Origin of the sequence: Spirillospora sp. NPDC047279, from assembly GCF_040643285.1 — a bacterium.
In the GTDB taxonomy this organism is placed as follows: domain Bacteria; phylum Actinomycetota; class Actinomycetes; order Streptosporangiales; family Streptosporangiaceae; genus Spirillospora.
Genome location: NZ_JBEYUA010000003.1, coordinates 492,211 through 518,007, shown reverse-complemented (window position 1 = coordinate 518,007; position 25,797 = coordinate 492,211). Strand labels below are relative to the sequence as shown.

Genomic DNA, 25,797 nt, shown 5'->3' with positions numbered 1-25,797 from the left:
CGAATGAGGGCAGCGTAGGGTTCTTCGGATGATCACTCCCCGGGCGACGACGCTCCGCGAGATGCAGGCGCTCACCTCACGGCTCTGGCCGTCCCGATGGCACGTCGGCGACCTGGCCTGGACCTGGTACCAGTACTCCGGCCGCGAGGACGAGTGGCGCACCGCGTTGTGGGAGCACGACGGGAGGGCCGTCGCCTGGGCCTGGGCCAAGCCGGCCGGCAGGTTCCTGAACCTCCAGCTCGACCCCGCCCACCCCGACCTCGCCGACGACGTCCTGTCCTGGTTCGCCGAGCTCACCGAGGGCCCGGGGCCGCGCACGGTGAAGGTCCTGGACGACGAGCAGGCCGTGATCGACGCGCTCGCGGCGCACGGCTACCGCGAGCGCACCGACCGCGGGTTCTTCCTCCATCTCGGGCGCTCCCTGGCGGAACTGCCCGAGCCGGAGGTGCCGGACGGCTACACGCTGCGGCAGGTGGGGCCGGAGGACGCCGCGGCGCGGGCGGCCGTGCACCGCGCCGCGTTCCCGGCGGCCAGGGCGACCGCCGGCAGCTACCGCGACGTCATGAACGCCTGGCCCTACCGGCACGACCTCGACTGGCTCGTCACCGCGCCGGACGGCTCCCCCGCCTCGTTCTGCCTGGTCTGGCTGGACGAGGCCACCGGGGCCGCGATCCTCGAACCGGTCGGCACCGCGCCCGGCCACCTCCGGCGCGGCCTGGCGAGCGCGGCCATCCTGGCGGCGCTCCGCACGGCCCGCGACCTGGGCGCCGAGACCGCCCGGGTGTGCGTCCTCGGCCACTTCGGCAACCCGCCCGCGCTCGCGGCGTACACCTCGGTCGGCTTCCGCGGGTTCGCCCGCGACCGGACCTACGAGCAACCCTGACCGCCCGGCCGGGCCGCCTCGGCGCGGAGAGACTTCCCCCTCTCCGGGAATGCGGACATTATTCTGTATGTTGTACAGAGTTAATCTGTTCCCTCTGGAGAGGCACTCCATGACGCGATTCGACGCCGGCACCGAATTCGACCGCCAGGTGCGCACCCTGATCGACAAGGGCTTCGCGGAGCTGTCCGGCCTCGACGCCGAGGCGTACGCGCGGCTCCTCGCCCCGCTGCGCGAGGCCGTGACCGCGCGCCAGGCCGGGATGGCGGAGCCGGAGGAGGGCCGCGTCCCGTTCGTGCTGGTCGTGACCCGCGAGCTCGCCCCGGTCGAGCAGGCGGTCCCGCTCCTCACGCTCGGCGGCCGGAGGCGCAAGCCGGGTGTCATCGACCGGCACTACGAAGAGGGCGACATCGCCGGCTTCGTTCCGGCGAAGGGCGTGGAGCTTCCGGACGCCCGCGCGTACGTGCTCCTCGACGTCGACCGCGGCGAGGAGTTCTGCGGGGCGGTTCCCGACGACGCGATGGCGGCCGTCGCCGGCCGCGGCCGGACCCTGCTGACCATGGAGGAGGGCATCGCGCTGGTCACGCAGTATCCGGCCGCGCTGGCCAAGAACAAGTGCTTCTCGCTGGGCGGTTCGCGCTGCGGCGACCGCCGCGTGCCGGCCCTCTGGATCAGCGTGAACGCGCCCAAGCTGGGCTGGTGCTGGGCCGGCAACCCGCACACCTGGCTCGGCATGGCCTCGGCCGCCGGCCGCGCGGGCTCACTGGGCTGAACGGGCCGCCTCGGCCGTGTTTCCCGTGCCGGCAGTGCCGGCCGTATCGGCCGTGCGAGCCGGGCGGACCGCGAGGACAGCGGCGGCCAGCGGGAACACCGCGACGACCGCCAGCGTGCGCGGCAGGCTCATCGACTCCGACAGGGTGCCGGCCAGGGCGGACCCCACGCCGCCGCCGACGAAGAACGTCAGGGTGAGGAGCCCCATCCCGGCACCGCGCAGGTCCGGCGGCAGGCGCGTGGACATCTCTCCGGTGACCACGACCTGGGTGACGGCGAACGCGGCGAGGCAGAGCGACGCCGCCGCCACCTGCGCCCACGGCCCGCCCTCGCCCGTCGCCGCGCCGCCCAGTCCCACCGCGGCCGCGAACGCCGTGGCGCCGAGCAGCAGCCCGGCCCTGCGCGGGCCGAGCATCCCCGCGCGCCGGGCCAGGACCGCGCCCACGACCGCGCCCGGAAGCAGCGCGGCGCCGATGGTGAGCACGCTCCAGCCGTGGGAGCGCGCCAGGATCTGCGGGACCACGTACATCGTGGCGAAGAGCCCGCCGAAGATCCCGATCCCCAGCCCCGCCGCGCGCACGTACGCCGCGTCCCCTATCAGCGAGCGCGGCACGAAGCCGTCCGGCCGCCGCGCGACCCAGGCCGCGAGCGCGGCGGCCCCGAGGACCAGGACGGCCGCGAGCACCACGACGGCCGGCCCGCCCAGGTCCAGCGTGCGCGCCTGGATCAGGACCAGCAACGTGCTGACGGTGACGGTCAGCGCGACGGCGCCGGCCGCGTCCAGCGAACGCCGCGCGGCCGGGCGCACCCCCGGCCGCAGGCAGAAGGGCACCGCCGCCAGCGACAGGACCGGCAGCACCACCGTGATCCGCCAGGTCGCCCAGGTCGTCACCGCGCCGCCGACGAACGTCGCGCCCGCCGCGAAGAACGCCAGGATCGCGCCGTACCCGATGAGCACGCGCGGCCGTTCGGCCGCCTCCACCCCGGCGAGCAGGGCCATGCCGCCCGCCGCCATCGCGCCGGAGCCGGCCGCCAGCACCAGGCGCCCGGCGACCAGCACGCCCAGCCCCGGCGCGACGGCCGCGAGGACGGCTCCGGCCGCGAGCACGAGCGAGCCCAGCAGCAACGCGCCGCGTACTCCCCAGGAGTCGGCGAGCCGCCCGAAGACGGCGGTGCCGACGCCCAGGGCCAGCGCGTGCGCGGTGAGCACCCATGTCACCTCGGCGGGCCCGGCGTGCAGGGCCGCGGCGACCTCGGGGAGCGCCACGGCCGCGGCGGTGACGCCGAAGACCGACGGCCCGAACAGCGCGCCGAGCCGCACCGCGGTCCCCGCGGGCCCGGGCTTCCTCGTCGGGGTTCGTAGGGTCTGAAGGTGATCCGTTCGCATGTGATCATTCGAGCCGGGGCCGGGACCGCGAACCAGAAGCGGTCCTCACCCGCAGTCATCACGGATCGAGATGGATCGGGGGACGGCCGGTGGAGCTGCGGCAGCTGGAGTACTTCGTGGCGGTCGCCGAGGAGGGCGGCTTCGGCCGCGCGGCGGAACGGCTCAGCATCGTCCAGTCGGCGGTGAGCCAGCAGGTCAGGAGGCTGGAACGGGAGCTGGGGGTGCCGCTCTTCGACCGTTCGACGCGGCACGTCAACCTCACCGGCGCGGGCGAGCGGCTGCTCCCCGAGGCGCGCTCGGTGCTCGCCGCCGCGCACCGCGCCCGCCAGGTCGCCGCCGACATCCGCGCCGGCGCCGACGGCGTCCTGCGGCTCGGCACGGTGCACGGCCCCGGCGACCGCGTCTTCCGCACCTTGACCGAGCTGGCCGCGATCGCACCGCGCCTCCAGGTGCGCCCGCGCCGCCTGCCGCTGGCCGAACGGCTGTCCGCCGTCCGTTCCGGCGCCCTCGACGCGGCGCTCGTCCGTGCGCTGCCCAAGGCTCCGGGCCTGGAGCTGCTACCGGTCTGGACCGACCCGCTGTACGTGGCGCTGCCGTCCGCGCACCCGCTCGCGGAACGGGCCGAGCTCTCCCTGGCCGACCTGGCCGACCTCCCGCTGCGGCTGGCGGCCCGCGAGGACAACCCGCCGTTCCACGACCTCATCACCGGTGCCTGCCGGGCGGCGGGCGCCGAACCGCCGTTCGGCCCGCCGTTCACCACCTTCCAGGAGACGCTCGCCGACATCGGCGCGGGCGCGCCCTCCTGGACGGTGTTCTACGAGGTGGGCGGGTTTCCCGATCTGCCGCGGGTGGCCGTCCGCCCGCTCGGCGAGCCGACGCTCACCACCTCGCTGGCCGTCCTGCCCGGCCCGCCGGGACCGGCCCTCCGGCACCTGCTGGACGCCCTCAACCGAGTCGAAAGCACCAGATGACGGCGATCGGCGCCCCCGCCACGGCCGCGACGGCGGCGTCCGGGCACCGGTGCCAGATGTCCCAGCCGACGTTCACCGGGAGCGGGTCGGGCGCGGGCTCGATCTCGACGTGCAGCGGGCGCGGGCGCGGCGGTTCCTCGCAGTGCCGCACCTGGAACCCGAGCGGCAGGGCCGCCGCGAGGTAGGCGCTCAGCGGCCGGTGGTGGTCGGGCGAGCGCGCCACCGCGGGCCGCAGGTACGACGTCAGCAGGTGCGCGTCGGAGATCACCAGATGTCCCCCGGGCCGCAGCACCCGCGCGAACTCGGCCATCACCGGCTCCAGCCGCGGAACGTGTGACAGGGCCAGCGCGCACACCACGAGGTCGACCGCGTCGCCGGGCACCGGCAGATCCTCCAGGGTCCCTTCCCGGAGGTCGGCGTCCGGCAGGTGCTCGCGTGCCACGGCCAGCATCTCCGGGGAGGCGTCGACACCGATCACCCGATGGCCCAGCCGGTCGAGATGACGGGCGTGGCGACCGGTGCCGCAGGCGGCGTCGAGCGCGTCGCCGATGGGCAGCCCGTCCAGGATGCGCCGGACGATCGGCTGTTCCGAGTCGATCAGCTGGTTGCCGGGCACGTCGTAGCGCGGCGCCCAGTCGCGGTACAGCTCCGCCGTGCCGCCAGGGGCCGCCGTCTCCCCTTCGGCGAGCGCCGGGTCGTCCAGGAACCCGCGGATCTCCGCGATCCGCGCCTCGACGAACGCCCGGTCGGCCGTTCCTTCACGGATGCCGCGCAGCAGGGCGGCCCCCTCGATGCCCAGCAGGTAGGCGAGCCCGCTCACGTACGTCACGCCGCGGACGCTACGCCTGCCGCGAGCCCGTCTCCACCCGCTGGCGGCCTCCCGTCAAGGGCCGCGCCTCGAAGGCCGCCGTCAAAGGTCGCCGAGGATCTCGTCGCGCGGCACGGCGTGGAGGGTGCGCAGGGCTCGGAGGAAGGCGCGCCGCTCGTTCTCGGGCAGCCGCGCGAGCAGCCGGTCCTCGCGTTCCTGGATCGCCGCCTGCGCGGCGTCGCGCAGGCGCCGGCCCTCGGGGGTGAGCGACACCAGGTGGGCGCGCCGGTCGGCGGGATCGGGCTCGCGCCGGATGAGCCCGCGCTCCTGCAGGCCGTCGAGGACGCCGATGATGCGCGTCTTGTCGGCCCCGATGGACTGGGCGAGCGCACTCTGGTTGCGGAGGGGGCGGTCGTCCAGCGCGTACAGGACGGCGTACGCCCACATCGTCAGGTCGTGCGCCCGCAACACCGGCTCCTCGGCCGCCATCAGGATGCGCCCGAGCGGGACCATCATCGCCGCCAGGTCGGGCCGCCGTTCGTCGTCCACGGCCCAACGATACGCGTCCCGAGATTATGTGCTTGCGCTTACTATATGCATGTGCTTACTATCTGGACATGACAGACATTCGCGACCTCGACCGCCGGGCCGTCGAGACCAGCGTGACGATCGTGTCCCGGCTGACCGCCGCCGATCTCGACCGCCCGACCCCCTGCGCCGCCTGGACCGTCGCCGACCTGCTCGCCCACATGACCGTCCAGCACCACGGCTTCGCCGCCGCCGCGCGCGGCCACGGCGGCGATCCCGCCCTGTGGACGCCGCGCCCGCTCGCCGCCGACCCGGTGAAGGCCTACGCCGAGGCCGCCGAGGACGTCGTCGCCGCGTTCCACGAGCCCGGCGCGGCGGACCGCGGGTTCACGCTCGCCGAGTTCGAGGGCCGGACCTTCCCCGGCGCGATGGCGATGAGCTTCCACTTCATCGACTACGTCGTCCACGGCTGGGACGCCGCCCGCGCGCTCGGCCTCCCCTACACGCTCGACGACGACCTGGCCGAACCCGCGCTCGCCATCGCCCTCGCCGTCCCGGACGACGGGCAGCGCCGCACGCCGGGCTCGCCGTTCAGGCCGGCGCTGGCCGCGAGCACGCGGGATCCACTGGAGCGGATCCTGACCCATCTGGGCCGTTCACCGTCGTGGCCGGGCTGACGTCCTCCGCCGCCCGCAGGAGGCGGGCGCCCCAGGCCAGCAGCAGCGCGGCGGCGAGCGCCGCACCGGCCGCCGTCAGGGCCGCCCCGGCGAAGCCCAGCCCGGACGCGAGCGCGCTGAAGCCGAACGGGGCGACGGTCGCGCCGGCGTGGACGCCGACCTGCACGGTGTGCCCGGCGTCCTCCGCGCGTCCGGGCAGGAGCCGGATGGCGGTCGCCAGCAGGAGGCCGGTCCCCACCCGGCGGAGAACGCCAGGATCGCGCCGGGCAGGAACCTCGCCGGGCGACCCGGCGGCGACGAGCGCGAGGCGGGCCGCGCCCGCCAGCCTCATCACGGCGATGACCGCCGGGTTGTGCCGGGGAGCACGATCGGTCAGCGCCCCGGCCACGAGCCGGACGGCGATGGCGAAGAGCGCGCTCAGCGCCAGCAGGTTGCCGGTGACCCCCGCGGCCGAGCTGACGGGAACAAGCGGGCCGGACGGCGGGTTCCAGGCGGCAGGACGTCAACACGGCAGGACCTCGATGGGGAGGACGTCATGGGTGACTACGGCAGGCCGCTGGAGTTCGGCCATTTCCTCGTCCCGAACGCGGACGACCCGCTGCTCGACACCGCGCGCACGGTGGACCGGCTGGGTCTGGACCTCATCGGCGTCCAGGACCATCCGTACCAGCGTCGCCATGTCGACACCTGGACCTTGCTGAGCATGATCGCCGCGGTGACCGAGCACGTGCGCGTGTTCCCGGACGTGGCGAACCTGCCGTTGCGGCCGCCCGCGGTGCTGGCCAAGGCCGCGGCGAGCCTGGACGTGCTGAGCGGCGGCCGGGCCGAGCTCGGGCTGGGCGCGGGCGGATTCTGGGACGCGATCGAGGCGTTCGGCGGTCCGCGCCGCACCCCCGGCGAGGCGTTCGGGGCGCTCGCCGAGGCCGTCGAGATCATCCGCGCGGTGTGGAGCGGCGAGCACAACCTGAAGTTCGAGGGCGAGCACTACCGGCTCAAGGGCGCCAAGGCGGGCCCGGTCCCGGCCCACCGCATGGAGTTGTGGCTCGGCGTCGGCAGGCCGAAGGGGCTCGCGCTCGTCGGGCGCGCGGCCGACGGCTGGCTTCCGTCGTCGCCCTGGGCCACGCCGGACCGCCTGCCCGAGATGCACGCGCGCATCGACGCCGCCGCGCGGGAGGCCGGACGCGACCCCGCGGAGATCCGGCGCCTCTACAACATCAACGGCACGATCACCGGCGGGGCGTCGGAGGGGTTCCTGCGCGGCCCGGCCGAGCAGTGGGTGGAGGAGCTGACCGACCTGACCGTGGGCTCCGGCATGGACACCTACGTCCTGTGGCCGGACGGCGACCAGGAGACCCAGCTGCGCCGTTTCGCCGAAGAGGTCGTCCCGGCCGTGCGCGAGCAGGTCTCCCGGGAACGCGGCGCCGCCCGGAAGTAGGGAGCCGTACGATCGCCCGGCACGTGCCCACCTACGCCTACGAGTTCGCCGACGGCAAGGCGCCATGGGTCGCGAACGTGCCCACGCCGGGCATCCCGACGGGCGCGTTCCACGCCGCCGAGCTGCGGTACCAGTTCGACACCGACTACTTCGCCGGGCGCCGGCTGTCTCCCTCCCAGGAGCGGCTCGCCGCGCAGATGACCCGCTACTGGACGGCCTTCGCCCGGACCGGCGACCCGAACGGCCCCGGCTCCCCCGCCTGGCGCCCGACCACCGGCGATTCCGCCCAGAGCCTCGCCCCCGATCGGGTGCGCCCGATGGACTTCGCCGCCGACCACGACTCCACGTTCTGGCGGTCCGTCTACCACTGAGGAGGTAGGCCGGCCGTCCGTCCTGCGCCAGAAGACCGAGTACGAGAGCCGCCCCCGGACCGATGCCCTCGCGTCCGTGGGCGGCCATCGTGTGAGGACGGACAGAGGAGAGCACGATGGAACGCCAGGGACAACGCCGGGTGAGGATCAGCCGGCGTCCCGCGCGCCACCGCCGGCGAGGGAACGACCTCGACCTGCGGACGCCGTCAGGCCGGGAGCTCCGATATTGACGCCGGGCCCCGGCCCGCGCCGGTCGCGCGGATGGCCGCGGTGACGGCCTCGATGTCGGCGTCGTCCAGGGCCAGGCCCGCCGCCGGGGTCCAGCCGTCCACCTGGCCGGGCCGCCGCGCGCCGACGATCGCGCCGGTCACTCCCGGCCAGGCCAGGGCCCACGCCACCGCGACCGCGCCGAGGCCGACTCCGTGCCGTTCGGCGAGGGGGCGCAGCGCGTCGGCGAGCGCGAGGTTGGCGGCGAGCCCCGTGGTGAAGTCGGGCGCGCTCCGCCGCCAGTCGTCGGCCGGCAGCGCCGCGGCCCGTTCGGCCGAGAACGCCCCCGTCAGCAGGCCCGACTGCATCGGCGAGTAGACGATCACCGCCGTGTCGTGGGCGGCGCACCAGGCGACGCGGTCGGCCTGCGACCGGTTGATCGCCGAGAACGGCGGTTGCAGCGAGTCGACGTGCCCCACCCGCTCGGCCGCCTCCAGCCGCGCGACGTCATGGTTGGACAGGCCGATCGCCCGCACCTTGCCCTCGGCCTTGAGCTCGGTCATCGCCTGCCAGTAGTCCTCCACCGGGGCGCCCGATTCGGGCGTCTGGTGCACCTGGTAGAGGTCGATGCGCTCGACGCGCAGCCGCCGCAGCGACGCCTCGACCTCCCGGCGCAGGCTGCCGGGCGTCGCGACCCTGGTCACCCGCCCGGCGTCGTCCCACACCTCGCCGCCCTTGGTGAAGACGTACGGCCGGTCCGCCTCGGGCAGCCCGTCGAGCGCGGCGGCGACGACCTCCTCCGAATGGCCCAGGCCGTAGACCGCCGCGGTGTCGATCCAGTTGACGCCGGCCTCGACCGCCCGCCGGATCGCCGCGACCGAGTCGGCGTCGTCCTGCCCGCCCCAGCCGTGCTGCCAGCGCCCGCCGACCGCCCAGGCACCGAACCCGACCCTGGTGATCTCCATGCCGGTCGTCCCGAACCGCACCCTCGGCATCATGCGCCCTCCCCAGGCCACCGGGAATCTCTCACCCCAGGGCTATCACGGCCAGCGGTAGGCGCTCTCGGTGGAGGGCACGTGATAGGGCAGGTAGCACATGGTCGTCACGTGCTCGTCCTTGCAGGTCAGACACAGGTAGGTGCGATGGCCGCGCAGCCCGCGGCCGCGTGCGGCGCACGGCGGGCAGGTGCAGGGCGACCAGCCGACGATGACCCGCCCAGGCTCCAGCCGATGTCCCTGCGGGCACAGGAACGGAACGTGATCACGTTCCCGCCTCGTCCGATCACCCTGCACCCACCCCACAGTACTCGAACACATGATCGATAAACATGCCCGAGAACGACCAGCACCCCGAGACAGCACTCCGGGCCCGTGGTCCGGTCAGTGGTCCCGGTCGGTGACGAGGTGGGCCAGGGCGCGGAGTTCGGCGCCTGCTTGGGCCACCGGGACGGCGGCGTCGAGTTCGGCGAGGGCTTGGCCGAGCATCTCCTCGGCGCGGCGGGTGGTCCAGGAACGGCCGCCGGCCAGCTCGACCAGGCCGGCGGCGAGCTCGGCCTCGTCGGAGGTGAGCGGGCTCTCGCGGTGGTAGAGGCCCGCCAGCTCGGTGCCCGCCTGGGTGTCGGAGGTGAGGGCGGCGACGACCGGCAGCGACTTCTTGCGGTTGTGGAGGTCGGAGTAGACGGGTTTGCCGGTGACGGCCGGGTCGCCCCAGATGCCGAGCAGGTCGTCGACGAGCTGGAAGGCCAGGCCCAGGCGTTCGCCGAACCGCCGCATCCGGTCGACCTGCACCGGCGTGCCGCCGCCGTAGGCCGCGCCGAGCGCGCAGGAGGCGCCGAGCAGCGCGGCGGTCTTGCGCTCGGCCATGTCGACGCATTCGGGCAGGTCGACGTCGGTACGGCGTTCGAAGTCCATGTCGAGGCTCTGCCCCTCGACGACCTGGACCACGGCCCGCGACAGGGTGGCGATCCCGCCGAGGGCGGCGGGGTGGTCGTCGGCCGCGAGCAGCTCGAAGGCGAACGACAGCAGCGCGTCGCCGGCGAGGATCGCCGCGCTGGTGCCGAACACCCGCCACGCGGTGGCACGGTGGCGGCGGGTTTCGTCGCCGTCCATCACGTCGTCGTGGAGCAGCGAGAAGTTGTGCGCCAGCTCCACCGCGAGCGCGGCCGGCAGGGCGGTCGCCGCGGCGCCGCCGACCGCCTCGGCGGCGAGCAGGACGAGGGCGGGCCTGATGGTCTTGCCGCCGCCCGCCCGGCTCGGCCGGCCGTCCGCGTCCTCCCAGCCGAAGTGGTAGGCCGCGATGCGCCGCGTCGCCGCCGGGAGCCCGCAGACCGCGTCCCGCAGGGCGGGCTCGGTCAGGCAGCGGCTCCAGGTCAGCACCTCGCGGGCGGTGCGCGCGGGCGCGGTCTCCTCCTGTGCGGCGGTCATCGGCGTGCCACCTCCACGTTCTCGAGGACGCCCAGGGCGTCCGGGACCAGTACGGCGGCGGAGTAGTAGGCGCTGACGAGGTAGGACAGGACCGCCTTGTCGGAGATCCCGGCGAAGCGCACGGAGAGGCCCGGCCGCACCTCCTCGGGGAGGCCGTCGCGCTGCAGCCCGATGACGCCCTGGTCGTCCTCGCCGAGCCGCATCGCGAGGATGGACGTCGTGCCGCCGGGGCTGATCGGCAGCTTGTCGCAGGGCAGCACCGGCACCCCGCGCCAGGCGTGCACGCGCTTCCCCTCCTTCTCGACCGTGGCCGGGTAGACGCCGCGGCGGGTGCACTCGCGCCCGAACGCGGCGATGGCGCGCGGGTGGGCGAGGAAGAGGCGGGTGCCGCGGCGCCTGGTCAGCAGGTCGTCCATGTCGTCGGGTGTGGGCGGGCCGGTGCTCGTCGAGATGCGCTGCGACAGGTCGGCGCTGTGCAGCAGGCCGAAGTCGCGGTTGTTGACCAGCTCGTGCTCCTGGCGTTCGCGCACCGCCTCGATGGTCAGCCGGAGCTGCTGCTCGAGCTGGTCCATCGGGCCGTTGTAGAGGTCGGCGACACGGGTGTGCACGCGCAGCAGGGTCTGCGTCACACTCATCTCGTACTCGCGCGGCGCGGTCTCGTAGTCGACGAACGTGCCGGGCAGGCTGAGCTCGCCGCTGTGGCCGGAGGAGACCTCGATCTCCGCCTCGCCCTTCTTGTTGCGCGCCGGAACGGGGGTGGAGCGGTACTCCTCCAGGTGCGCGCCGAGGCTCTCGACGCGTTCGGACAGCTCGTGGGCCGCGTCACGGGAGAGGACGAGGACGACGCAGGGCGTGCGGGCCCGCAGGGTGAAGGCCCATTCGTCCTCCGCCCCCACCAGGACCTGGTCGCCGACGAACTCGCCGTCGGCCAGCACGGCGAGCTCGGTCACGCCGCCGTAGGCCCCCTCGCCGGTCTTGACCGCCTTGCCATGGGCGATGACCACGACCTCGCCCGCCGGGCGCCCGGCCGTGACGATCACCTCGTCCGGCGCGTACTCCCGCTGGACGAACCGCCCGGCGAGCGCCTCCAGCGCCTCGGGGTCGTCGAGCCCGCGCAGCGGCGGCAGCTCGCGCAGCTCCTGCGGCACGACCCGCACGTCGGCACCGTTGTTGACGCAGGTCACGCGGCCGTCGCCGAGCCGGTAGGCGAGCCGCCGGTTGACCCGGTAGGACCCCTTGACCCGCACCCACGGCAACATCCGCGGCAACCAGCGCGGCGAGATCTCCCGCATCTGCGGGACGGACTTGGTGGTGGTCGCCAGATTCCGCGCCGCGGCCGTGCCGAGGCTGAGCGGCGCGGAATCCTGCGTGCCGGCGGTGTCAGGCACCGGCACCGCCCTGCGAGATCTCGACGCTCTCGAGGATGCCGAGCGCGTCGGGGACCAGGACCGCCGCCGAGTAGTAGGCGCTCACCAGGTAGGAGATGAGCGCCTTTTCGTCGATGCCCATGAAGCGCACCGACAGGCTCGGCTGGAACTCGTCGGGGATGCCGGTCTGGTGCAGGCCGATGACGCCCTGCGCCGACTCGCCGGTGCGCATCAGCATGATCGAGCTGGTCCGGGTGGGGCTGATCGGGATCTTGTTGCACGGGTAGAGCGGGATGCCGCGCCAGGCGGGCAGCCGGTGCCCCTGCACCTCGACCGAGTCGGGATAGACGCCGCGCCTGCTGCACTCGCGGCCGAACGCGGCGATGGCGCGCGGATGCGCGAGGAAGAACGCCGGGTCCTTCCAGACCTTGGCCAGCAGCTCGTCCAGGTCGTCCGGGGTGGGCGGGCCGGTGCGGGTGTGGATGCGCTGCGACAGGTCGGCGTTGTGCAGCAGGCCGAAGTCGCGGTTGTTGACCAGCTCGTGCTCCTGGCGTTCGCGCAGCGCCTCGATCGTCAGCCGCAACTGCTGCTCGATCTGGTCCATCGGCTCGTTGTAGAGGTCGGCGACGCGCGAGTGCACCCGCAGCACGGTCTGGGCGACGCTCAGCTCGTATTCGCGCGGCGCGGCCTCGTAGTCGACGAACGTGCCGGGCAGGTCGGGCTCGCCCGCGTGGCCGGAGGAGACCTCGATGGCGGCCTCGCCGTGCGGGTTCTGCGCGAGCTCGGGATGTTCGCGGAAGGCGTCGATATGCGCCTGCAATTCCTCCGACCGGCCGGCGACCTCGCGGAATTGCTCGGCGGACAGGACCAGCAGCGTGCAGGACGTCACGGCGCGCACCGTGTGGTCCCATTCGCGGTCGTCCTCGACCAGGGACTCGTGGCCGAAGAACGCGCCGTCGGCCAAGACGTCGAGCACCGCCTCGTCGCCGTATTCGCCCGCGGCGACCTCGGTGAGCTTGCCGTGCGCGATCAGGTAGACGTGGTCGGCGCGCCCGCCCGCCTCCACGATGACGTCGCCCGGCCCGTACTCGCGCTGCTCGAAGCGCTCCGCGAGCCCGGTCAGCACCTCCTCGTCGTCGAAGCCGCGAAGCGGCGGGAGTTCGCCGAGCTCACGGGGGATGACCTGGACGTCGGCGCCGGTGCTGACGAACGTGACACGGCCGTCGCCGACCGTGTAGGTGAGCCGGCGGTTGACCCGGTACGCGCCGCCGGCCGCCTGGACCCAGGGCAGCAGCCGCAGCAGCCACCGCGAGGTGATGCCCTGCATCTGGGGGACGGACTTGGTCGTCGTCGCGAGATTTCGTGCCGCCTCGGTGCCGAGACTCAATTGCTGGTCGGTCACTGTCCACACACCACCGTTCAGGAATTGAGAAAAGCGAATGGGGAGCCAGGCAAAGGCGCCGGAATTTCCGGCCCGCCATCCCTTTCGATGGCTCGCCCTTCACCTCGAGTGACGTTACATAGCGTAGTCAGTTGATCGCAATGTGAGACTTGGCTTACCTCGCCATTACCCGATGTAACCACCGCAGTACCGTCGAGAATGTCGGCATACTGGGGCGATGACCCGATCTCGTGACCGCCGGCTGCTGATCGGCCAGGAGGTCTACCGGTGGCGGGTGATCCACCGCCACGTCACCGGCATCGACCCGCGGACCGGCCTCGGGACGGCCCCGTGCAGCGAGGTCCTCTCGCTGGGCCGGGAGGGCTCGTCCGGACGGGTCCACATCGTCTTCCAGGGCGGGCCGGGTCTGATCGTGCCCGACGGGTACATGCACAGCGGCGGGGTCGCCAGGTCCGGCGTCGACGGCTACCTCAACCTGCACAAGCCGGGGCACGTCCGCGCGGTCCTGGACACGGCGCTGGCCGAGGGCGCCGCCTTCGACCGGCCCGTGGAACTCGACGGCTGGCGGCTCTTCGACGCCGCGCTGGCGCGGCTGGCCCCATGACCCCCGACGAGCACTGGCTGTCGGCGATGTGGCCGTTCGTCCGCGACCACCTGCCACCACCGCCCGCGGAGGTGCTGGAGATCGGATGCGGCCCGCTCGGCGGGTTCGTGCCCGCCCTGGAGGCCGCCGGCCACGCGGCGGTGGGCGTCGACCCGGAGGCGCCCGAAGGGCCCGCCTACCGGCGGACGGAGTTCGAGTCCCACACGGTGCCCCGGCCGGTCGGGGCGGTCGTGGCCTGCACGTCCCTGCACCATGTCGGCGATGTCGGCGCGGCCCTCGACCACCTGCGCGCGACGCTGCTCCCCGGCGGCACGCTGGTGGTCGTCGAGTGGGCGTGGGAACGCTGGGACGAGGCGACCGCCCGCTGGTGCTTCGACCGGCTCGGCCCGCCGGAGGACCCGGACGACCCCGGCTGGACGCACCGCCGCCGCGACGGCTGGCTCGCGTCGGGCCTGCCCTGGCCGGACTACCTGGCGAGCTGGGCCGAAGGGCACGGCATCCACCCGAGCGCCGAGGTCCTCACGGCCCTGGACGCGCGCTTCGAACGGCTGTCGTGCACGTACGGCCCGTACTTCTTTCGCAGGCTCCCGGAGGCCGAACCGGACGAGCGGGCCGCCATCGGCCAAGGAGCCATCGAACCAACGTGCATCCGTTATGTCGGACGCAAGGCGGCTTAGGCTACTGTGCCCCGATGGGCCGGCACGCGAGCTCGACCGAGCGGCATTCGGACAACCACCGGCAGAGCGGTGTCCACGTCCTCGTCTTCGTCGTGCTCCTGGCCGCGGCCGGCTACGGCGTCTTCTTCATCGTGGGCATCTCCCCCACCGGCGACCGTGAGGTCCCGGCGCCCAACGGCTCTCACACCAGGACGGCCGGCGCGCCGCAGACCCTCGTCGTGCGCGCGGTCGGCAAGGACTGCGAGATCGTCGTGCGCGACCGTTCCGGCGGCGTCCTGCTCGACCGGACGATCACCGAGGGCACCAGCGTGCAGTTCGACGAGCCGAAGCTCAGCGTGGAGCTCAGCGACGCCGGCGCGGTCCAGGTCTACGTGAACGGCGTGCTGCGGCCGGTCGGCCGTCCCGGGACCCGGGCCGCCTTCACCGTCGCGAAGCCCGGCTGATCCCGGCCGCTCGCCGGAGGGCACCGCCCCCCGGCCACACCGCGCTGAACGGCCGACCACCGATCACCCGTATCAACAAACCTGCGGGTTACCACAGCTAATTGCCGGTGGACCTGGCCCGCTTGCTCGCGGCCGACCCGCTGGGCTTGCCGCGCTTGGCGGCGCCGCCGGGCTTGGCACCGCCCGGGCGGCCCCCGCCCGGCTTGTTGCCCACGGTCTTGGTGCCGCCGGTGGTGAGGGACTTGTTGGGCTTGGTCGCGCCGTCGACCGGGTCGGCGGCCGCATCCGCGTCCGTGCCCGGGTCGGTGGCGCCGGTCAGGTCGTCGTCGAGCTCGGCGGTCGTCCCCGTCTCCGCGGCGGGCTCGGGCACCGCCGCCGGCTCGGGCTCCGCCCCGTCGTCGAGCTCGGCCGTGGTCCCCGTCTCCGCGGCGGGCTCGTCGGGGAGGCTCGGGAGCACCGTGGTGCGCTGCGGGTCGTCCTCCGGAACGTCCTCGGGGATCGGCACGATCGCCTGGGTCACCATCGACTCGCGGGAGATCACACCGCTCTTGAGGACGGTGTTGCGGTGCCGCAACTTGCCGTTCTCACGCAGCAGGTCGTCCACCTCGGCGCGCACGCGGGCGATCCGCTTGATGCCGCGGGTGTGCACGACGAAGCCGCCGGCCGTGAGGCCGAGGATGAAGCCCGCCACCGGCAGGCCGATCGCCAGGGGCGCCAGCAGCGCCGCCGCCGAAGCGACGAGCAGCGTGACGACCACCGCGAGTGCTCCGAAGTGCTTCTCCGCCCAGTCCAGAGCGGTGTTGACGCGCTTGGGAATCCGCACTCGTCCCTCTCCTTGATCACCACGGCCCGGCCGGGACCGGCGGGGGTCGGTCTTCGATTCGTTGGCCGACGACTGCGACTAACGTCGCGGGCGGCCCGGATGTTCCAGAACGGTGTTGCCGCCGAGAAGAACTCCAAACCATAACAGGCTGTGACGGACCGCCCTTCATGGGACCCTCTTGGTCACGCCTCGTGCCTGGTGGGGCACGGTCACGGTACAGAGATGCGACCACCGGCCGGCGCCGAATATCGTCATGGATTATGAGCACACACTTTGACACCGTGGTCCTGGGCTCCGGCCCTGGTGGATATGTCGCCGCGATCCGTGCGGCCCAGCTCGGCCTCAAGACCGCCATCATCGAGGAGAAGTACTGGGGCGGCGTCTGCCTCAACGTCGGCTGCATCCCCTCGAAGGCGCTGCTGCGCAACGCCGAGCTCGCGCACATCTTCACCACGGAGCAGGAGAAGTACGGGATCAAGGTCGAGGGGCAGGTGTCCTTCGACTACGGCACGGCGTACCAGCGCAGCCGTGAGGTGTCGGAGAAGCTCGTCAAGGGCGTGCAGTTCCTCATGAAGAAGAACAAGATCACGTCGTTCAACGGGCGGGGCACGTTCACCGACCCCAACACCCTCCAGGTGTCCAACACCGACGGGACGAGCGACACCGTGACGTTCGACTCGTGCATCATCGCCGCGGGCGCGCACACCAAGCTGCTGCCGGGCACCTCGCTGTCGGAGCGGGTCGTGACCTACGAGGAGCAGATCCTCAGCTCCGAGCTGCCGGAGAGCATCGTGATCGCGGGCGCCGGCGCCATCGGCGTCGAGTTCGCGTACGTGCTGCACAACTACGGCGTCAAGGTGACGATCGTCGAGTTCCTCGACCGCATGGTGCCCAACGAGGACGCCGACGTGTCCAAGGAGCTCGCCAAGCGTTACCGCAAGCTCGGTGTCGAGGTGCTCACCTCCACCCGCGTCGACGCGATCGACGACTCGGGCGACAAGGTCAAGGTCACCGTGACCGGCAAGGACGGCGCCCAGAAGGTGCTGGAGGCCGACAAGGTGCTCCAGGCGATCGGGTTCCAGCCGAACGTCGAGGGCTACGGCCTGGAGAAGACCGGCGTCCAGCTCACCGACCGCGGCGCCATCGAGGTCGACGGCCGCGGACGCACGTCCGTCCCGCACCTCTTCGCCATCGGCGACGTGACCGCCAAGCTGATGCTGGCGCACGCGGCCGAGGCGATGGGCATCATCGCCGCCGAGACCATCGCCGAGGCCGAGACGATGGAGATCGACTTCGTCATGGTCCCGCGCGCCACCTACTGCCAGCCGCAGATCGCCAGCTTCGGCTGGACCGAGGCGCAGGCCAGGGAGCAGGGCTTCGACGTCAAGGTCGCCAAGTTCCCCTACAGCGCCAACGGCAAGGCGCTGGGCATGGGCGAGGGCGAGGGCTTCGTCAAGATCATCAGTGATGCCAGGTACGGCGAGCTCCTCGGCGCGCACCTGATCGGCCCGGAGGTCACCGAGCTGCTGCCCGAGCTGACCCTGGCGCAGCAGTGGGACCTGACCGTGGAGGAGGTCGCGCGCAACGTGCACGCGCACCCCACGCTCGGCGAGGCCGTCAAGGAGGCCGTGCACGGCCTGGCCGGCCACATGATCAACCTGTGACACCGGTCGCCGGAGTGCTCCGGGCCCCCGTCCTGGCGACAGGCGGGGGCCCGCGGTGTTTCCGGCCGGTGAACGCGCAACGATCTGCCGCGAAAGGCCATTGAGAAGCAACGAAACACCAGGTCAGCGCAAGAACGACGGCTTGGTCGGGGGGCTGCCGGGTTCCTAGGCTTTCGATCGTTCGAATCCTCCGTCCGGAAGCCTCCCCAGGAGCCCGCATGACCGTGTCCCCGGCTATGGAACCGACGTCCGCCGCGACGATGGAGCCCGTCCCCGTCGCGTCGCGGACGCCGGTGCGCGAGGCCGTCCGGCGTCACTACCTGATGTGCCGTCCGGAGCACTTCGCCGTCACGTACGCGATCAACCCGTGGATGGATCCGGCCGCGGGCGCGGACGCGGCACGGGCCGTGGCGCAGTGGGAGGCGCTGCGCTCGGCGTACGTCGCCCTCGGGCACGAGGTGAGCCTGATCGACCCGATCCCGGGCCTGCCGGACATGGTCTTCGCGGCGAACGGCGCGCTGGTGGTGGGCGGCCGGGCCTACGGGGCGCGCTTCACCCACGCGGAACGGGCCGCCGAGGGCCCCGCGTACGCGGACTGGCTGCGCGGCAACGGGTTCCCCGACCTGCTGGAGCCCGCCTGCACCAACGAGGGCGAGGGCGACTTCCTCACGCTCGACCGGGTGATCCTCGCCGGCACCGGCTTCCGCACCGACCTGGCCGCCCACCAGGAGGCCCAGGAGCACCTCGGCCGCCCGGTGGTGACGCTGCGGCTGGTCGACCCGCGCTTCTACCACCTGGACACCGCGCTGTTCCCGCTGGACGGGGACACCGTGGCCTACTACCCCGGCGCCTTCTCCCCCGGCAGCCGGGCCGTCCTGGAGCGGCTGTTCCCGGACGCGGTGATCGCGGACGAGGCGGACGCCGCCGTCCTCGGCCTCAACGCCGTCAGCGACGGCCGCAACGTCGTGGTCAACGCCGAGGCGGACGGGCTGATCAAGCTGCTGGACGAGCGCGGCTTCCGGCCCGTCCCGGTGGACCTCTCCGAGCTGCGCAAGGCGGGCGGCGGCCCCAAGTGCTGCACCCTGGAGCTGCGCACCGCCTGATCACCGCCCTCAACCCCCCGATTACTCTGTGTATTGAGTCGAACGCATAGAGAAATCGGGGGATCTCATGAAACCCGCAGTGCCGGGCCTCGGCCTGGCGGGCCTGATCGGCCTTTCCCTGCTCACCGCGTGCGGCACGGAGGACCGGGCCGCCCAGTTCGCCGACGGCCGGCGCGACACGGTGACGTCCGTCTCGCCGAGCGCGCCGGCGGCCCCGGCCTCGCCGACCGCGTCGCCCAGCACGTCGCCCAGCATGTCGCCCACCACGTCGCCCACCACGTCGTCCACGCCCCAGACGTTCACGATGCCCGACGTCGTCGGCAAGGACGGCCGGGACGCGTTCAACACGATGCGCGGCGCGGGCTACCTGGGCCGGTCCGGCGCCGAGCTGCGCTTCCAGTCGGAGGACGCCGAGCGGGTGTTCGTGATCAAGAACTGGACGGTGACCCGGCAGTCCGCCGCGGCGGGCAGCATCCAGGGCGTCCGCGAGGAGATCACGCTGACCGCCCGGAAATGACGCCCCTGGCCGGAGGGCACCGGCGCCCATCAGTGATCATTGGGGCATGGACTACGGCGACCGGTACGGCCACATCGTCCTCGAGGGCGCGGCGAACGTCCGCGACCTGGGCGGCCATCGCCTGCCGGGCGGCGGCGAGCTGGCCCGGGGCCGCCTGCTGCGCGCCGACGCGCTGAACGCCCTCACCGGCGCCGACCTCGACCGGCTCGCCCCGCTCGGGCTGCGGACCGTGATCGACTTCCGGATGCCCAGCGAGATCGAGCTCAACGGAGGCGACCGGCTCCCGGCCGGGGCCGAACTGGTGCCGCTCCCGGTCGGCGGCGGCAACCTCGACGTGTTCTACGAGGTCATCCTGAGCGGCGACGCGGCCCGCCAGGAGGAGACGTTCGGCGGTGGCCGCACCGAGCACGTGCTCGCCGAGGTCAACCGCGCCTTCGTCGCGATCCCGCAGGAACGGGCCCAGTTCACCGCGGCGCTGCGCCGCGCCGCCGACGCGCCGTCGCTCCCGCTCCTCTTCCACTGCACCGCGGGCAAGGACCGCACGGGCTGGATGGCCGCGATCGTGCTGACCGTCATGGGCGTCCCGCGCGACGAGATCATGGCCGACTACCTGCGATCCAACGACTACCACCGGGCGGGCTACGACCTGCTGCTGCGGCAGCTGGGCGAGACCGGGCAGATGAAGGACCCCGAGCTGCTCCGCCCCCTGCTGGAGCAGCGGCCCGCCTACCTGGAGGCCGCCTTCGACGAGGCCGACCGCCGCTACGGCTCGTTCGACCGTTTCCTCGCCGACGGCCTCGACCTGGACCCGGCCGCCCTCGACGCCCTCCGCGCCAACCTCACCGGCTGAGGCCGGCACCGGTCGAGGCGGGAAGGGCTTCGTCGGCGGCCATGCGGCGGCGGGCCAGGGAGCGGGTGCGCAGCACGCCCGCCACGCCGATCAGCCAGATCGGGATCTGGACCGTCCACGCCACCCGGAACGCCTCCGGGGTGAACTCCCCGTCCGGCGACATCGCGTCCAGCACCAGGCCGATCAGCAGGATCGTGACCAGCGAGGCGACGAAGCCGCCGACGTTGACGATGCCGGTCGCGGTGCCCTGCCGGCCGGGCGGGTTGAACGTCCGGGCGTAGTCGAACCCGATCATCGAGCCGGGCCCGCCCAGGGCGACGCACAGCACGAGCAGCACCAGCAGCCAGGGCGGTGCGGGCGGCGGCCAGGCCAGGGTCACCGCCCACCCGGCCACGCTCAGCGAGGTGATGCCGAGCACCAGCCACGACCGGCGCAGCGGGTACCGTCCCACCAGCCGGCCGACGAACGGGCCGGAGATCATGGTGGCCAGCACGAGCAGGGTCATCAGCATGCTCGCCCGCGCGGGGCTCAGCTCATGGCCGCTGACCAGATAAGGGAATCCCCACATCAGGGCGAACGTGTTCGCGCTGAACTGCGTGACGAAGTGGCTCCACAGCCCGAGGCGGGTCCCCGGGTGCCGCCAGGCCTCGACCACGTTCCGGCCCACCTCCGACGCCCGGACCGCCTTCCGCGGCGGGCCGTCCCGCAGGACGACCAGCGCGAGCACCCCGACGAAGACGCCGAGCGCCGCCGCCGAGCCGAACGCGGCCGTCCAGCCGGGGCCGTGCAGCAGCGCCACCAGCGGGATCGCGCTGAGCACCTGGCCGAGCTGCCCGAGCAGGCCGGTGAGCTGCGTGAACACCGGGATGCGCCGTACCGGGAACCAGGCGGTCACCACGCTGAGAACGCTGATGAACGTCATGGCGTCGCCGGCCCCGACGAGCACCCGGGCGGCCACCGCGAAGCCCACGTCCGAGGCGAACGCCAGCATGGCCTGGCCCGCGGCCATGACCAGGGCGCCGCCCGCGACCATGCGGCGCGGCCCCAGCCGGTCCAGGAGCAGGCCGGCCGGCACCTGGAGCGCGGCGTAGACGACGAGCTGGAGGACGGTGAACGAGGCGAGCATCCCGGCGGAGGTGCCGAAACGGTCGGCCGCTTCGAGGCCGGCGACGCCGAACGAGGTCCGGTGCAGGACCGCCACGATGTACGCGGTGCCGCCCACCGCCCACAGGAGCCAGGCCAGCCGGGGAACCGTGGTGGGGGGATCGTTCTGCACGATTAATCACGATAAGGGGCCGGGCGGGCTGCGATGATCCCTGTCATGTCCGCGATCGGGGCCGTGAACGCGCTCACCCGGCGCTGGGCGGAGACCCTCCCCGGCACGTCGTCGGTGGTGTCAGGGGCGGCGCCTGGCCGTTGCCGGCCTTGCTCGCGTCCGCTGCGGGCGGTGCCGCGCGGGACGAGCTCCGGGCCTCCGCCGGGCTCGGTCACGACGCGTTCACGGACGCCGCCCGCGAGGTCTTCGACGTGGTGAACGCCACACCCGCCGTCCGGCGAGCCACCGGGTCCGTACGCTGGGCGGCGTGTGGGCGGACGTGCGGAAGAGGCTGAACGCGACGCGGGCCGAGCTGGGGGCGGCGGCCGACCGGCTCTATCCGGACGCGCCGCGGGTGGGTTCGAGCGCCCTGCTGGCGCGGCCGGGCTGGGTCCCGGACGCGCCGATCCCGCTGGAGGACGTACGGCTGGAGTGGGAGCCCGCCCCGGAGCCCCCGGCCGTCGTGGATCCCGCCGAGGGGCTGCCGCCGGCCTTCCGTACCTACGCGGACGCGATGGCGGCGCTGGCGCCCCCGGCCGTCTTCGAGGATCGCCCCGCCTACCGGCTGGTCGACGCCGACCTGCGGGCAGCCCGGTTGCGGTTCGGGCCGGCGTCCTACTTCGACGGGGTCAACGTCGGCGAGGCGGTCGCCCACGAGCTGGCCGCCGGTGACGGCGGTGGCCTGCCGCTGCGCACGCGCGTCGGCGACCCGTGCGACCTCACCCGCCGGACGGCGCTGACGGCGATCACGACGGTGACGATCCGGAACGGGCGGCCGGCCTCCTACGTGCTGCACTGGCGCGACCCCGGGAAGGTCGCGCACGCCGGCGGGCTCTACCAGGTCATGCCCGTCGGGGTCTTCCAGCCGCTCACCGACGACGTGGCCGACCTCGATCTCTGGCGGTCGATGCAGCGGGAGTACAGCGAGGAGTTCCTCGGCGCCGACGAGGTCCTCGACTGGAGGGACGTGGAGTTCGCGGCGCTCGCCGGGGCGCTGGACCGCCACCGCGCGGGCGGGCGGCTGCGCGCGCACGTCCTGGGCCTGGGCGCCGACCCGCTCACGTTCGCCGTCGACCTGCTGGCCGTGGTGGTCCTCGACCCGGCCGTCTTCGACGAGCTGTTCGCCGGCCTGGTCCGGGAGAACGCGGAGGGCCGGGTCTCGACGGAGCCGTTCGGCGGGACGGTGCCGCGGCCGATGCAGCCGGCCGGCGCCGCCGCGCTCGAACTGGCGTGGCGGCACCGGGACGTGCTGCTCAGCCGCGGGTGAGGTCCTTCAGCTCGTTCAGGGCGTCGCCCAGGTAGTCCAGGACCTCGGACGGGTCGGGCACCAGGTCGCGGCAGGCGACGATGCCGACGCAGACCCGGCCGTCGTAGGAGAAGACGGTGACGTTGAGGCCGCCGCTGAGGTCGGTGACCACGGAGATCGGGTAGTAGCCCAGGACCCGCGCCCGGCACAGGTAGAGCGGGAACTGCGGGCCCGGCACGTTCGAGATGATCAGGTTGATCGGGCGCACGCTGACGTTCGGCACCGACTGGAGCGTCGGCAGCGCGCCGAGCGCGAACCGGGCGATCGGCCCGGCGAACGCGGCGGGGATCGCGCCGGTCAGCTGCGCGACCCAGCCGCCCGAGGAGGCCACGAAGCGGCGCTTCACCGAGTCCATGTCGGCGCGGACGGCCGCGTACCGTTCGGCCGGGTCGGCGACGTGCACGGCCAGCGGCGCGGCCATCAGCGACACGCTGTTGCCCGCGTCGCCCGCGTCGTCGCCCCTGCGCAGCGACACCGGCACGCCCACCGCGAGCGGGCGGTCGGGCAGCTCGCCGCGCTTGTCGAGCCACTGCCGCAGCGCGGTGGCGCACAGGGCCATGACGACGTCGTTCACGCTGCCGCCGAGGGCGGCCCTGATCTCCTTGACCTCGCCGAGCGGCAGGTCGCCGTACGCGACCGACCGGTGGCGGCCGATCGGCAGGTTGAACGAGGTCGGCGGGGCGCTGGTCCGCGGCGCCTTGGGCAGCTCCTCCCGGCGGAGCGCTCCCTGGACCATCTGGGTCATGAGGCCGACGCCGGGGATCGCCGAGACACCCGGGATCTCGTCCAGGTACGGCGCCGCGCGGGCCACCGAGACGGCGCTGCGGAACGGGTGCATCGCCGTCTTGAGCAGGCCGGTGCTCAGCATGCTCCAGGCGCCCGGCGCGCGGGCGGGCTCGGCGTCGTCGGCGGGGAGCTCGCGCGGCTCGGGAGACAGGTCGAGGAGCGCGGCCAGCGTCTCGGCGGCCATCACGCCGTCGATCGCGGCGTGGTGCGCCTTGACGTAGACGGCGCTGCGGCCGTCCGAGAGCCCCTGGATGATGACCAGCTCCCAGAGCGGCCGGCTCCGGTCCAGGGGCTGCTCGTGCAGGATCGCCACCGCGTCGGCGAGCTGCCGGTCGTCCCCCGGCGCGGGCAGCGCGATCTCGTAGATGTGGCGCCGCGGGTCGAAGTCCGGATCGTCCTCCCAGTACGGGTGGTCGAGACCGAGGGGCACCTCCACCAGCCGCTGGCGGAGCAGACGGGCCGCGAGATGCGCACGCAGCCCGATGAGCTCGACCATGGCGTCGACGGTCAGCCTGCCGCCCGGGCATTCGCGGGCGTCCACGATGCCCAGCCCGGCGATGTGCGCGTGCGTAGTGCTCGTCTCGGCGTGCAGGAAGGTGGCGTCCACTGCGGTCAGTTGGCTCATGCTCGTTCCTGCCTTTGCTCAGGGTGCGCTGGCGTCTACCCCAAGGAAGTACGAAATACCCGAACGTAGGTCAATGAAGGTCGTGAGGAAGTAACTGCGACTTAACAGGGCGTTTCACCACCGTCATCAGCCCAGGCCCACCGTGGAACGGTGGAAACTTTCGACGACCACCGACCTCATGTGGCCAATATCCTTCCGCACTCTGAGACAGTGCCCAACACGGCCAAGATCGCGGCATTAGGGTGGTCCCCCATGACGGGACGACCACTCGCGGAGATCGTCGAATCCGGCTGGGCCACGGCCCTGGAGCCGGTGGCCCCCCACATCGCGCGGGCCGGCGACTTCCTGCGCGCCGAGATCGCCGCGGGCCGCCGCTACCTCCCCGCGGGCGCCCACATCCTCCGCGCGTTCACCCAGCCCTTCGACGACGTCCGGGTACTGATCGTCGGCCAGGACCCCTATCCCACCCCGGGGCACCCGGTCGGCCTCAGCTTCTCGGTCGCCCCCGAGGTCCGCCCGATCCCGGGCAGCCTGATCAACATCTACCGGGAGTACTGCTCCGACCTCGGCCACCCCGAGCCCTCCAACGGCGACCTCACGCCGTGGACGGAACGGGGTGTCCTGCTGCTCAACAGGTCCCTCACCGTCGCGCCGCGCAAACCCGGCTCGCACCGCGGCAAGGGCTGGGAGGAGGTCACCGAGCAGGCCATCCGCGCCCTCGCGGCGCGCGACCGCCCGCTGGTCGCCATCCTGTGGGGCCGCGACGCCCGCAACCTCAAGCCGATGCTGGGCCCGGTCCCCTGCATCGAGTCGTCCCACCCGAGCCCCATGTCGGCCGACCGCGGCTTCTTCGGCTCCCGCCCGTTCAGCCGCGCCAACCAGCTCCTCGAGCAGCAGGGCGCGCAGCCGGTCGACTGGAAACTGCCCTAGGCCCCCTGAGCAGCGGCCTCGGCCCGCACGGGTCAGGGCCGGGAAAGCCGGGAGAGCAAGGCCGCGAACTCCTCGGAGTCGTCGGCCTCCGGCGGGAGCGGGGTCAGGCGGCGCGCGCCGTGGCTCCAGTAGACGCCGCTCGCGCACGGGTCGTCGGCGGCGTCGTGCATCTCGGCGACCACGTCGGAGAAGATCGGCAGGACCTCGCGGACGGACGTCGAGGTGATCGGGTAGAGCAGCAGCGTGCTGTGACAGGGCACGCCGACCAGGGCGCCGTTCTCGTTGTAGCTGGGCAGGAACTGCTCGACCTCGCTGAGGAGGGCGGAGACGTAACGGCTGCCGGGCTTGGTGACGACGCGGACGTTCTCGCCGGGCAGCAGCGGCTGGTCGCGGACCTCGACGTCGGCGAGCTCGCGGTCGTGGGTGTTGGTCATCACGTAGCCGAGCTTGCGCAGGCCCAGCAGGCCGGCGCGGGCCTTGGTGAGCGGGCCGCCGTAACGCGGGTGCTCGATCATGACCATGGCGTCGAAGTGGTCGCCGGCCGGGACGACCACCAGGCCCTCGCGGTCGCGCGGCGCCAGCTTGGGCACGATGCGCAGCCGCAGCAGCTCCCGGACGTCGCCGAACAGCTCCATCTCGCCGACCGCCAGGAACGCGCGGTCGCCGACCTCGCGCAGCCAGTCGTCGATGACGCCCGGCCAGGCGTCCCTGGGCTCGCGGGCGCAGCGCTCCAGGACGGTCCAGCTGGACGCCCGCGCCTCGGAGCGGCCCACCGGCAGCACGACCTCCGAGGTGCCCGAGTCGAACCAGGCGCTCGGCGCGACCGCCGGCAGCAGGTCCCGGATGAGCGCGTGCACGCCCGCCGCCGCGTCCAACGGTTCCATGCTCAGCTCCTCTCATCCTTCTCCCGGAACGTCCTGCCCTAAG

The 25,797-nt window shown here is 73.2% G+C and carries 28 protein-coding genes; 15 read left to right on the top strand and 13 right to left on the bottom strand.

Translation table 11 applies throughout. The features are described 5' to 3' along the window. Positions 1-28 precede the first annotated feature (28 nt). A complete protein-coding gene (locus tag ABZ810_RS09680; RefSeq protein ID WP_358401459.1) occupies positions 29-883 on the top strand; it encodes a GNAT family N-acetyltransferase in 855 nt (284 codons plus the stop codon). Positions 884-992: 109 nt separating this feature from the next. Next, complete coding sequence (locus ABZ810_RS09675; RefSeq protein WP_358401458.1) at positions 993-1,652, top strand: DUF5701 family protein; 660 nt, start codon at positions 993-995, stop codon at positions 1,650-1,652. On the opposite strand, the gene ABZ810_RS09670 is transcribed toward ABZ810_RS09675, so the two are convergent. After that, positions 1,641-3,038: an MFS transporter gene (locus ABZ810_RS09670; RefSeq protein ID WP_358401456.1), complete on the bottom strand. Its 1,398-nt coding sequence runs from the start codon at positions 3,036-3,038 to the stop codon at positions 1,641-1,643. The genes ABZ810_RS09675 and ABZ810_RS09670 overlap by 12 nt on opposite strands. Before the next feature lie 89 nt (positions 3,039-3,127). Between ABZ810_RS09670 and ABZ810_RS09665 the strand changes: the two genes are divergently transcribed. Further along, complete coding sequence (locus ABZ810_RS09665; protein ID WP_358401454.1) at positions 3,128-4,009, top strand: LysR family transcriptional regulator; 882 nt, start codon at positions 3,128-3,130, stop codon at positions 4,007-4,009. On the opposite strand, the gene ABZ810_RS09660 is transcribed toward ABZ810_RS09665, so the two are convergent. Beyond that, positions 3,984-4,838 (bottom strand): class I SAM-dependent methyltransferase, encoded by an 855-nt coding sequence (locus ABZ810_RS09660; protein WP_358401452.1) that lies wholly within the window; start codon positions 4,836-4,838, stop codon positions 3,984-3,986. The two genes, ABZ810_RS09665 and ABZ810_RS09660, sit on opposite strands and share 26 nt — an antisense overlap. Positions 4,839-4,919: 81 nt before the next feature. Continuing rightward, entirely contained in the window at positions 4,920-5,366 is a 447-nt protein-coding gene (locus tag ABZ810_RS09655) for a MarR family transcriptional regulator (protein ID WP_358401450.1), read from the bottom strand. Between the two features lie 68 nt (positions 5,367-5,434). On the opposite strand from ABZ810_RS09655, the gene ABZ810_RS09650 reads away from it, so the two are divergent. Then, complete coding sequence (locus ABZ810_RS09650; RefSeq protein WP_358401449.1) at positions 5,435-6,022, top strand: TIGR03086 family metal-binding protein; 588 nt, start codon at positions 5,435-5,437, stop codon at positions 6,020-6,022. Here the strand turns inward: ABZ810_RS09650 and ABZ810_RS09645 are convergent. Then, complete coding sequence (locus ABZ810_RS09645) at positions 5,937-6,410, bottom strand: hypothetical protein (protein ID WP_358401447.1); 474 nt, start codon at positions 6,408-6,410, stop codon at positions 5,937-5,939. The two genes, ABZ810_RS09650 and ABZ810_RS09645, sit on opposite strands and share 86 nt — an antisense overlap. A gap of 147 nt (positions 6,411-6,557) precedes the next feature. Here ABZ810_RS09645 and ABZ810_RS09640 point away from each other — a divergent pair, with 147 nt between their 5' ends. Together ABZ810_RS09640 and ABZ810_RS09635 are read left to right on the top strand one after the other, a co-directional pair. Next, entirely contained in the window at positions 6,558-7,457 is a 900-nt protein-coding gene (locus ABZ810_RS09640; RefSeq protein WP_358401445.1) for an LLM class flavin-dependent oxidoreductase, read from the top strand. 23 nt (positions 7,458-7,480) lie between these two features. Continuing rightward, positions 7,481-7,828 (top strand): carboxylesterase family protein, encoded by a 348-nt coding sequence (locus ABZ810_RS09635; RefSeq protein WP_358401443.1) that lies wholly within the window; start codon positions 7,481-7,483, stop codon positions 7,826-7,828. A gap of 206 nt (positions 7,829-8,034) precedes the next feature. Here the strand turns inward: ABZ810_RS09635 and ABZ810_RS09630 are convergent, their stop codons facing one another. The 5 genes from ABZ810_RS09630 to ABZ810_RS09610 form a co-directional block, all read right to left on the bottom strand. Next, a complete protein-coding gene (locus ABZ810_RS09630) occupies positions 8,035-9,021 on the bottom strand; it encodes an aldo/keto reductase (protein ID WP_358401441.1) in 987 nt (328 codons plus the stop codon). A gap of 54 nt (positions 9,022-9,075) precedes the next feature. Further along, positions 9,076-9,327, bottom strand: a complete 252-nt coding sequence (locus ABZ810_RS09625; RefSeq protein ID WP_358401439.1) for a hypothetical protein — start codon at positions 9,325-9,327, stop codon at positions 9,076-9,078. 87 nt (positions 9,328-9,414) lie between these two features. Further along, entirely contained in the window at positions 9,415-10,458 is a 1,044-nt protein-coding gene (locus ABZ810_RS09620) for a family 2 encapsulin nanocompartment cargo protein polyprenyl transferase (protein ID WP_358401437.1), read from the bottom strand. Beyond that, entirely contained in the window at positions 10,455-11,846 is a 1,392-nt protein-coding gene (locus ABZ810_RS09615; RefSeq protein WP_358401435.1) for a family 2B encapsulin nanocompartment shell protein, read from the bottom strand. Before ABZ810_RS09615 ends, ABZ810_RS09620 begins: the two co-directional genes overlap by 4 nt. After that, positions 11,839-13,227 (bottom strand): family 2B encapsulin nanocompartment shell protein, encoded by a 1,389-nt coding sequence (locus tag ABZ810_RS09610; RefSeq protein WP_358401433.1) that lies wholly within the window; start codon positions 13,225-13,227, stop codon positions 11,839-11,841. The genes ABZ810_RS09615 and ABZ810_RS09610 overlap by 8 nt, the downstream gene beginning before the upstream one ends. A 217-nt stretch (positions 13,228-13,444) precedes the next feature. On the opposite strand from ABZ810_RS09610, the gene ABZ810_RS09605 reads away from it, so the two are divergent. The 3 genes from ABZ810_RS09605 to ABZ810_RS09595 are packed head-to-tail and all read left to right on the top strand — an operon-like array spanning position 13,445 to position 14,951. After that, entirely contained in the window at positions 13,445-13,831 is a 387-nt protein-coding gene (locus ABZ810_RS09605) for a hypothetical protein (protein ID WP_358401431.1), read from the top strand. Next, positions 13,828-14,508, top strand: a complete 681-nt coding sequence (locus ABZ810_RS09600; protein ID WP_358401429.1) for a methyltransferase domain-containing protein — start codon at positions 13,828-13,830, stop codon at positions 14,506-14,508. Before ABZ810_RS09605 ends, ABZ810_RS09600 begins: the two co-directional genes overlap by 4 nt. A gap of 14 nt (positions 14,509-14,522) precedes the next feature. Then, positions 14,523-14,951 (top strand): DUF4115 domain-containing protein, encoded by a 429-nt coding sequence (locus tag ABZ810_RS09595; protein WP_358401427.1) that lies wholly within the window; start codon positions 14,523-14,525, stop codon positions 14,949-14,951. 97 nt (positions 14,952-15,048) lie between these two features. Here the strand turns inward: ABZ810_RS09595 and ABZ810_RS09590 are convergent, their stop codons facing one another. After that, positions 15,049-15,774 carry a hypothetical protein gene (locus ABZ810_RS09590; protein ID WP_358401425.1) on the bottom strand — a complete coding sequence of 242 codons (726 nt, stop codon included), beginning with the start codon at positions 15,772-15,774 and terminating at the stop codon, positions 15,049-15,051. 257 nt (positions 15,775-16,031) lie between these two features. Here ABZ810_RS09590 and lpdA point away from each other — a divergent pair, with 257 nt between their 5' ends. From lpdA to ABZ810_RS09570, 4 genes are all read left to right on the top strand, one after another. Further along, a complete protein-coding gene (lpdA, locus tag ABZ810_RS09585; protein WP_358401712.1) occupies positions 16,032-17,438 on the top strand; it encodes a dihydrolipoyl dehydrogenase in 1,407 nt (468 codons plus the stop codon). Positions 17,439-17,698: 260 nt separating this feature from the next. Beyond that, entirely contained in the window at positions 17,699-18,541 is an 843-nt protein-coding gene (gene ddaH / locus ABZ810_RS09580; protein WP_358401710.1) for a dimethylargininase, read from the top strand. 67 nt (positions 18,542-18,608) lie between these two features. Beyond that, positions 18,609-19,058, top strand: a complete 450-nt coding sequence (locus tag ABZ810_RS09575; RefSeq protein ID WP_358401423.1) for a PASTA domain-containing protein — start codon at positions 18,609-18,611, stop codon at positions 19,056-19,058. A 46-nt stretch (positions 19,059-19,104) separates the two neighbouring features. Then, positions 19,105-19,908, top strand: a complete 804-nt coding sequence (locus ABZ810_RS09570; protein WP_358401421.1) for a tyrosine-protein phosphatase — start codon at positions 19,105-19,107, stop codon at positions 19,906-19,908. Here ABZ810_RS09570 and ABZ810_RS09565 read toward each other — a convergent pair. Further along, positions 19,898-21,184: an MFS transporter gene (locus ABZ810_RS09565; RefSeq protein ID WP_358401420.1), complete on the bottom strand. Its 1,287-nt coding sequence runs from the start codon at positions 21,182-21,184 to the stop codon at positions 19,898-19,900. The two genes, ABZ810_RS09570 and ABZ810_RS09565, sit on opposite strands and share 11 nt — an antisense overlap. Positions 21,185-21,491: 307 nt before the next feature. Between ABZ810_RS09565 and ABZ810_RS09560 the strand changes: the two genes are divergently transcribed. After that, a complete protein-coding gene (locus tag ABZ810_RS09560; protein ID WP_358401418.1) occupies positions 21,492-22,490 on the top strand; it encodes a hypothetical protein in 999 nt (332 codons plus the stop codon). On the opposite strand, the gene ABZ810_RS09555 is transcribed toward ABZ810_RS09560, so the two are convergent. After that, positions 22,477-23,940 carry a wax ester/triacylglycerol synthase family O-acyltransferase gene (locus ABZ810_RS09555; RefSeq protein ID WP_358401416.1) on the bottom strand — a complete coding sequence of 488 codons (1,464 nt, stop codon included), beginning with the start codon at positions 23,938-23,940 and terminating at the stop codon, positions 22,477-22,479. The two genes, ABZ810_RS09560 and ABZ810_RS09555, sit on opposite strands and share 14 nt — an antisense overlap. 252 nt (positions 23,941-24,192) lie before the next feature. Here ABZ810_RS09555 and ABZ810_RS09550 point away from each other — a divergent pair, with 252 nt between their 5' ends. Then, entirely contained in the window at positions 24,193-24,870 is a 678-nt protein-coding gene (locus tag ABZ810_RS09550; protein WP_358401414.1) for a uracil-DNA glycosylase, read from the top strand. A gap of 32 nt (positions 24,871-24,902) precedes the next feature. Here the strand turns inward: ABZ810_RS09550 and ABZ810_RS09545 are convergent, their stop codons facing one another. After that, the gene (locus ABZ810_RS09545) at positions 24,903-25,754 is read right to left on the bottom strand and encodes a hypothetical protein (RefSeq protein ID WP_358401412.1); all 852 of its coding nucleotides are present in this window, start codon (positions 25,752-25,754) and stop codon (positions 24,903-24,905) included. Positions 25,755-25,797: the final 43 nt, after the last annotated feature.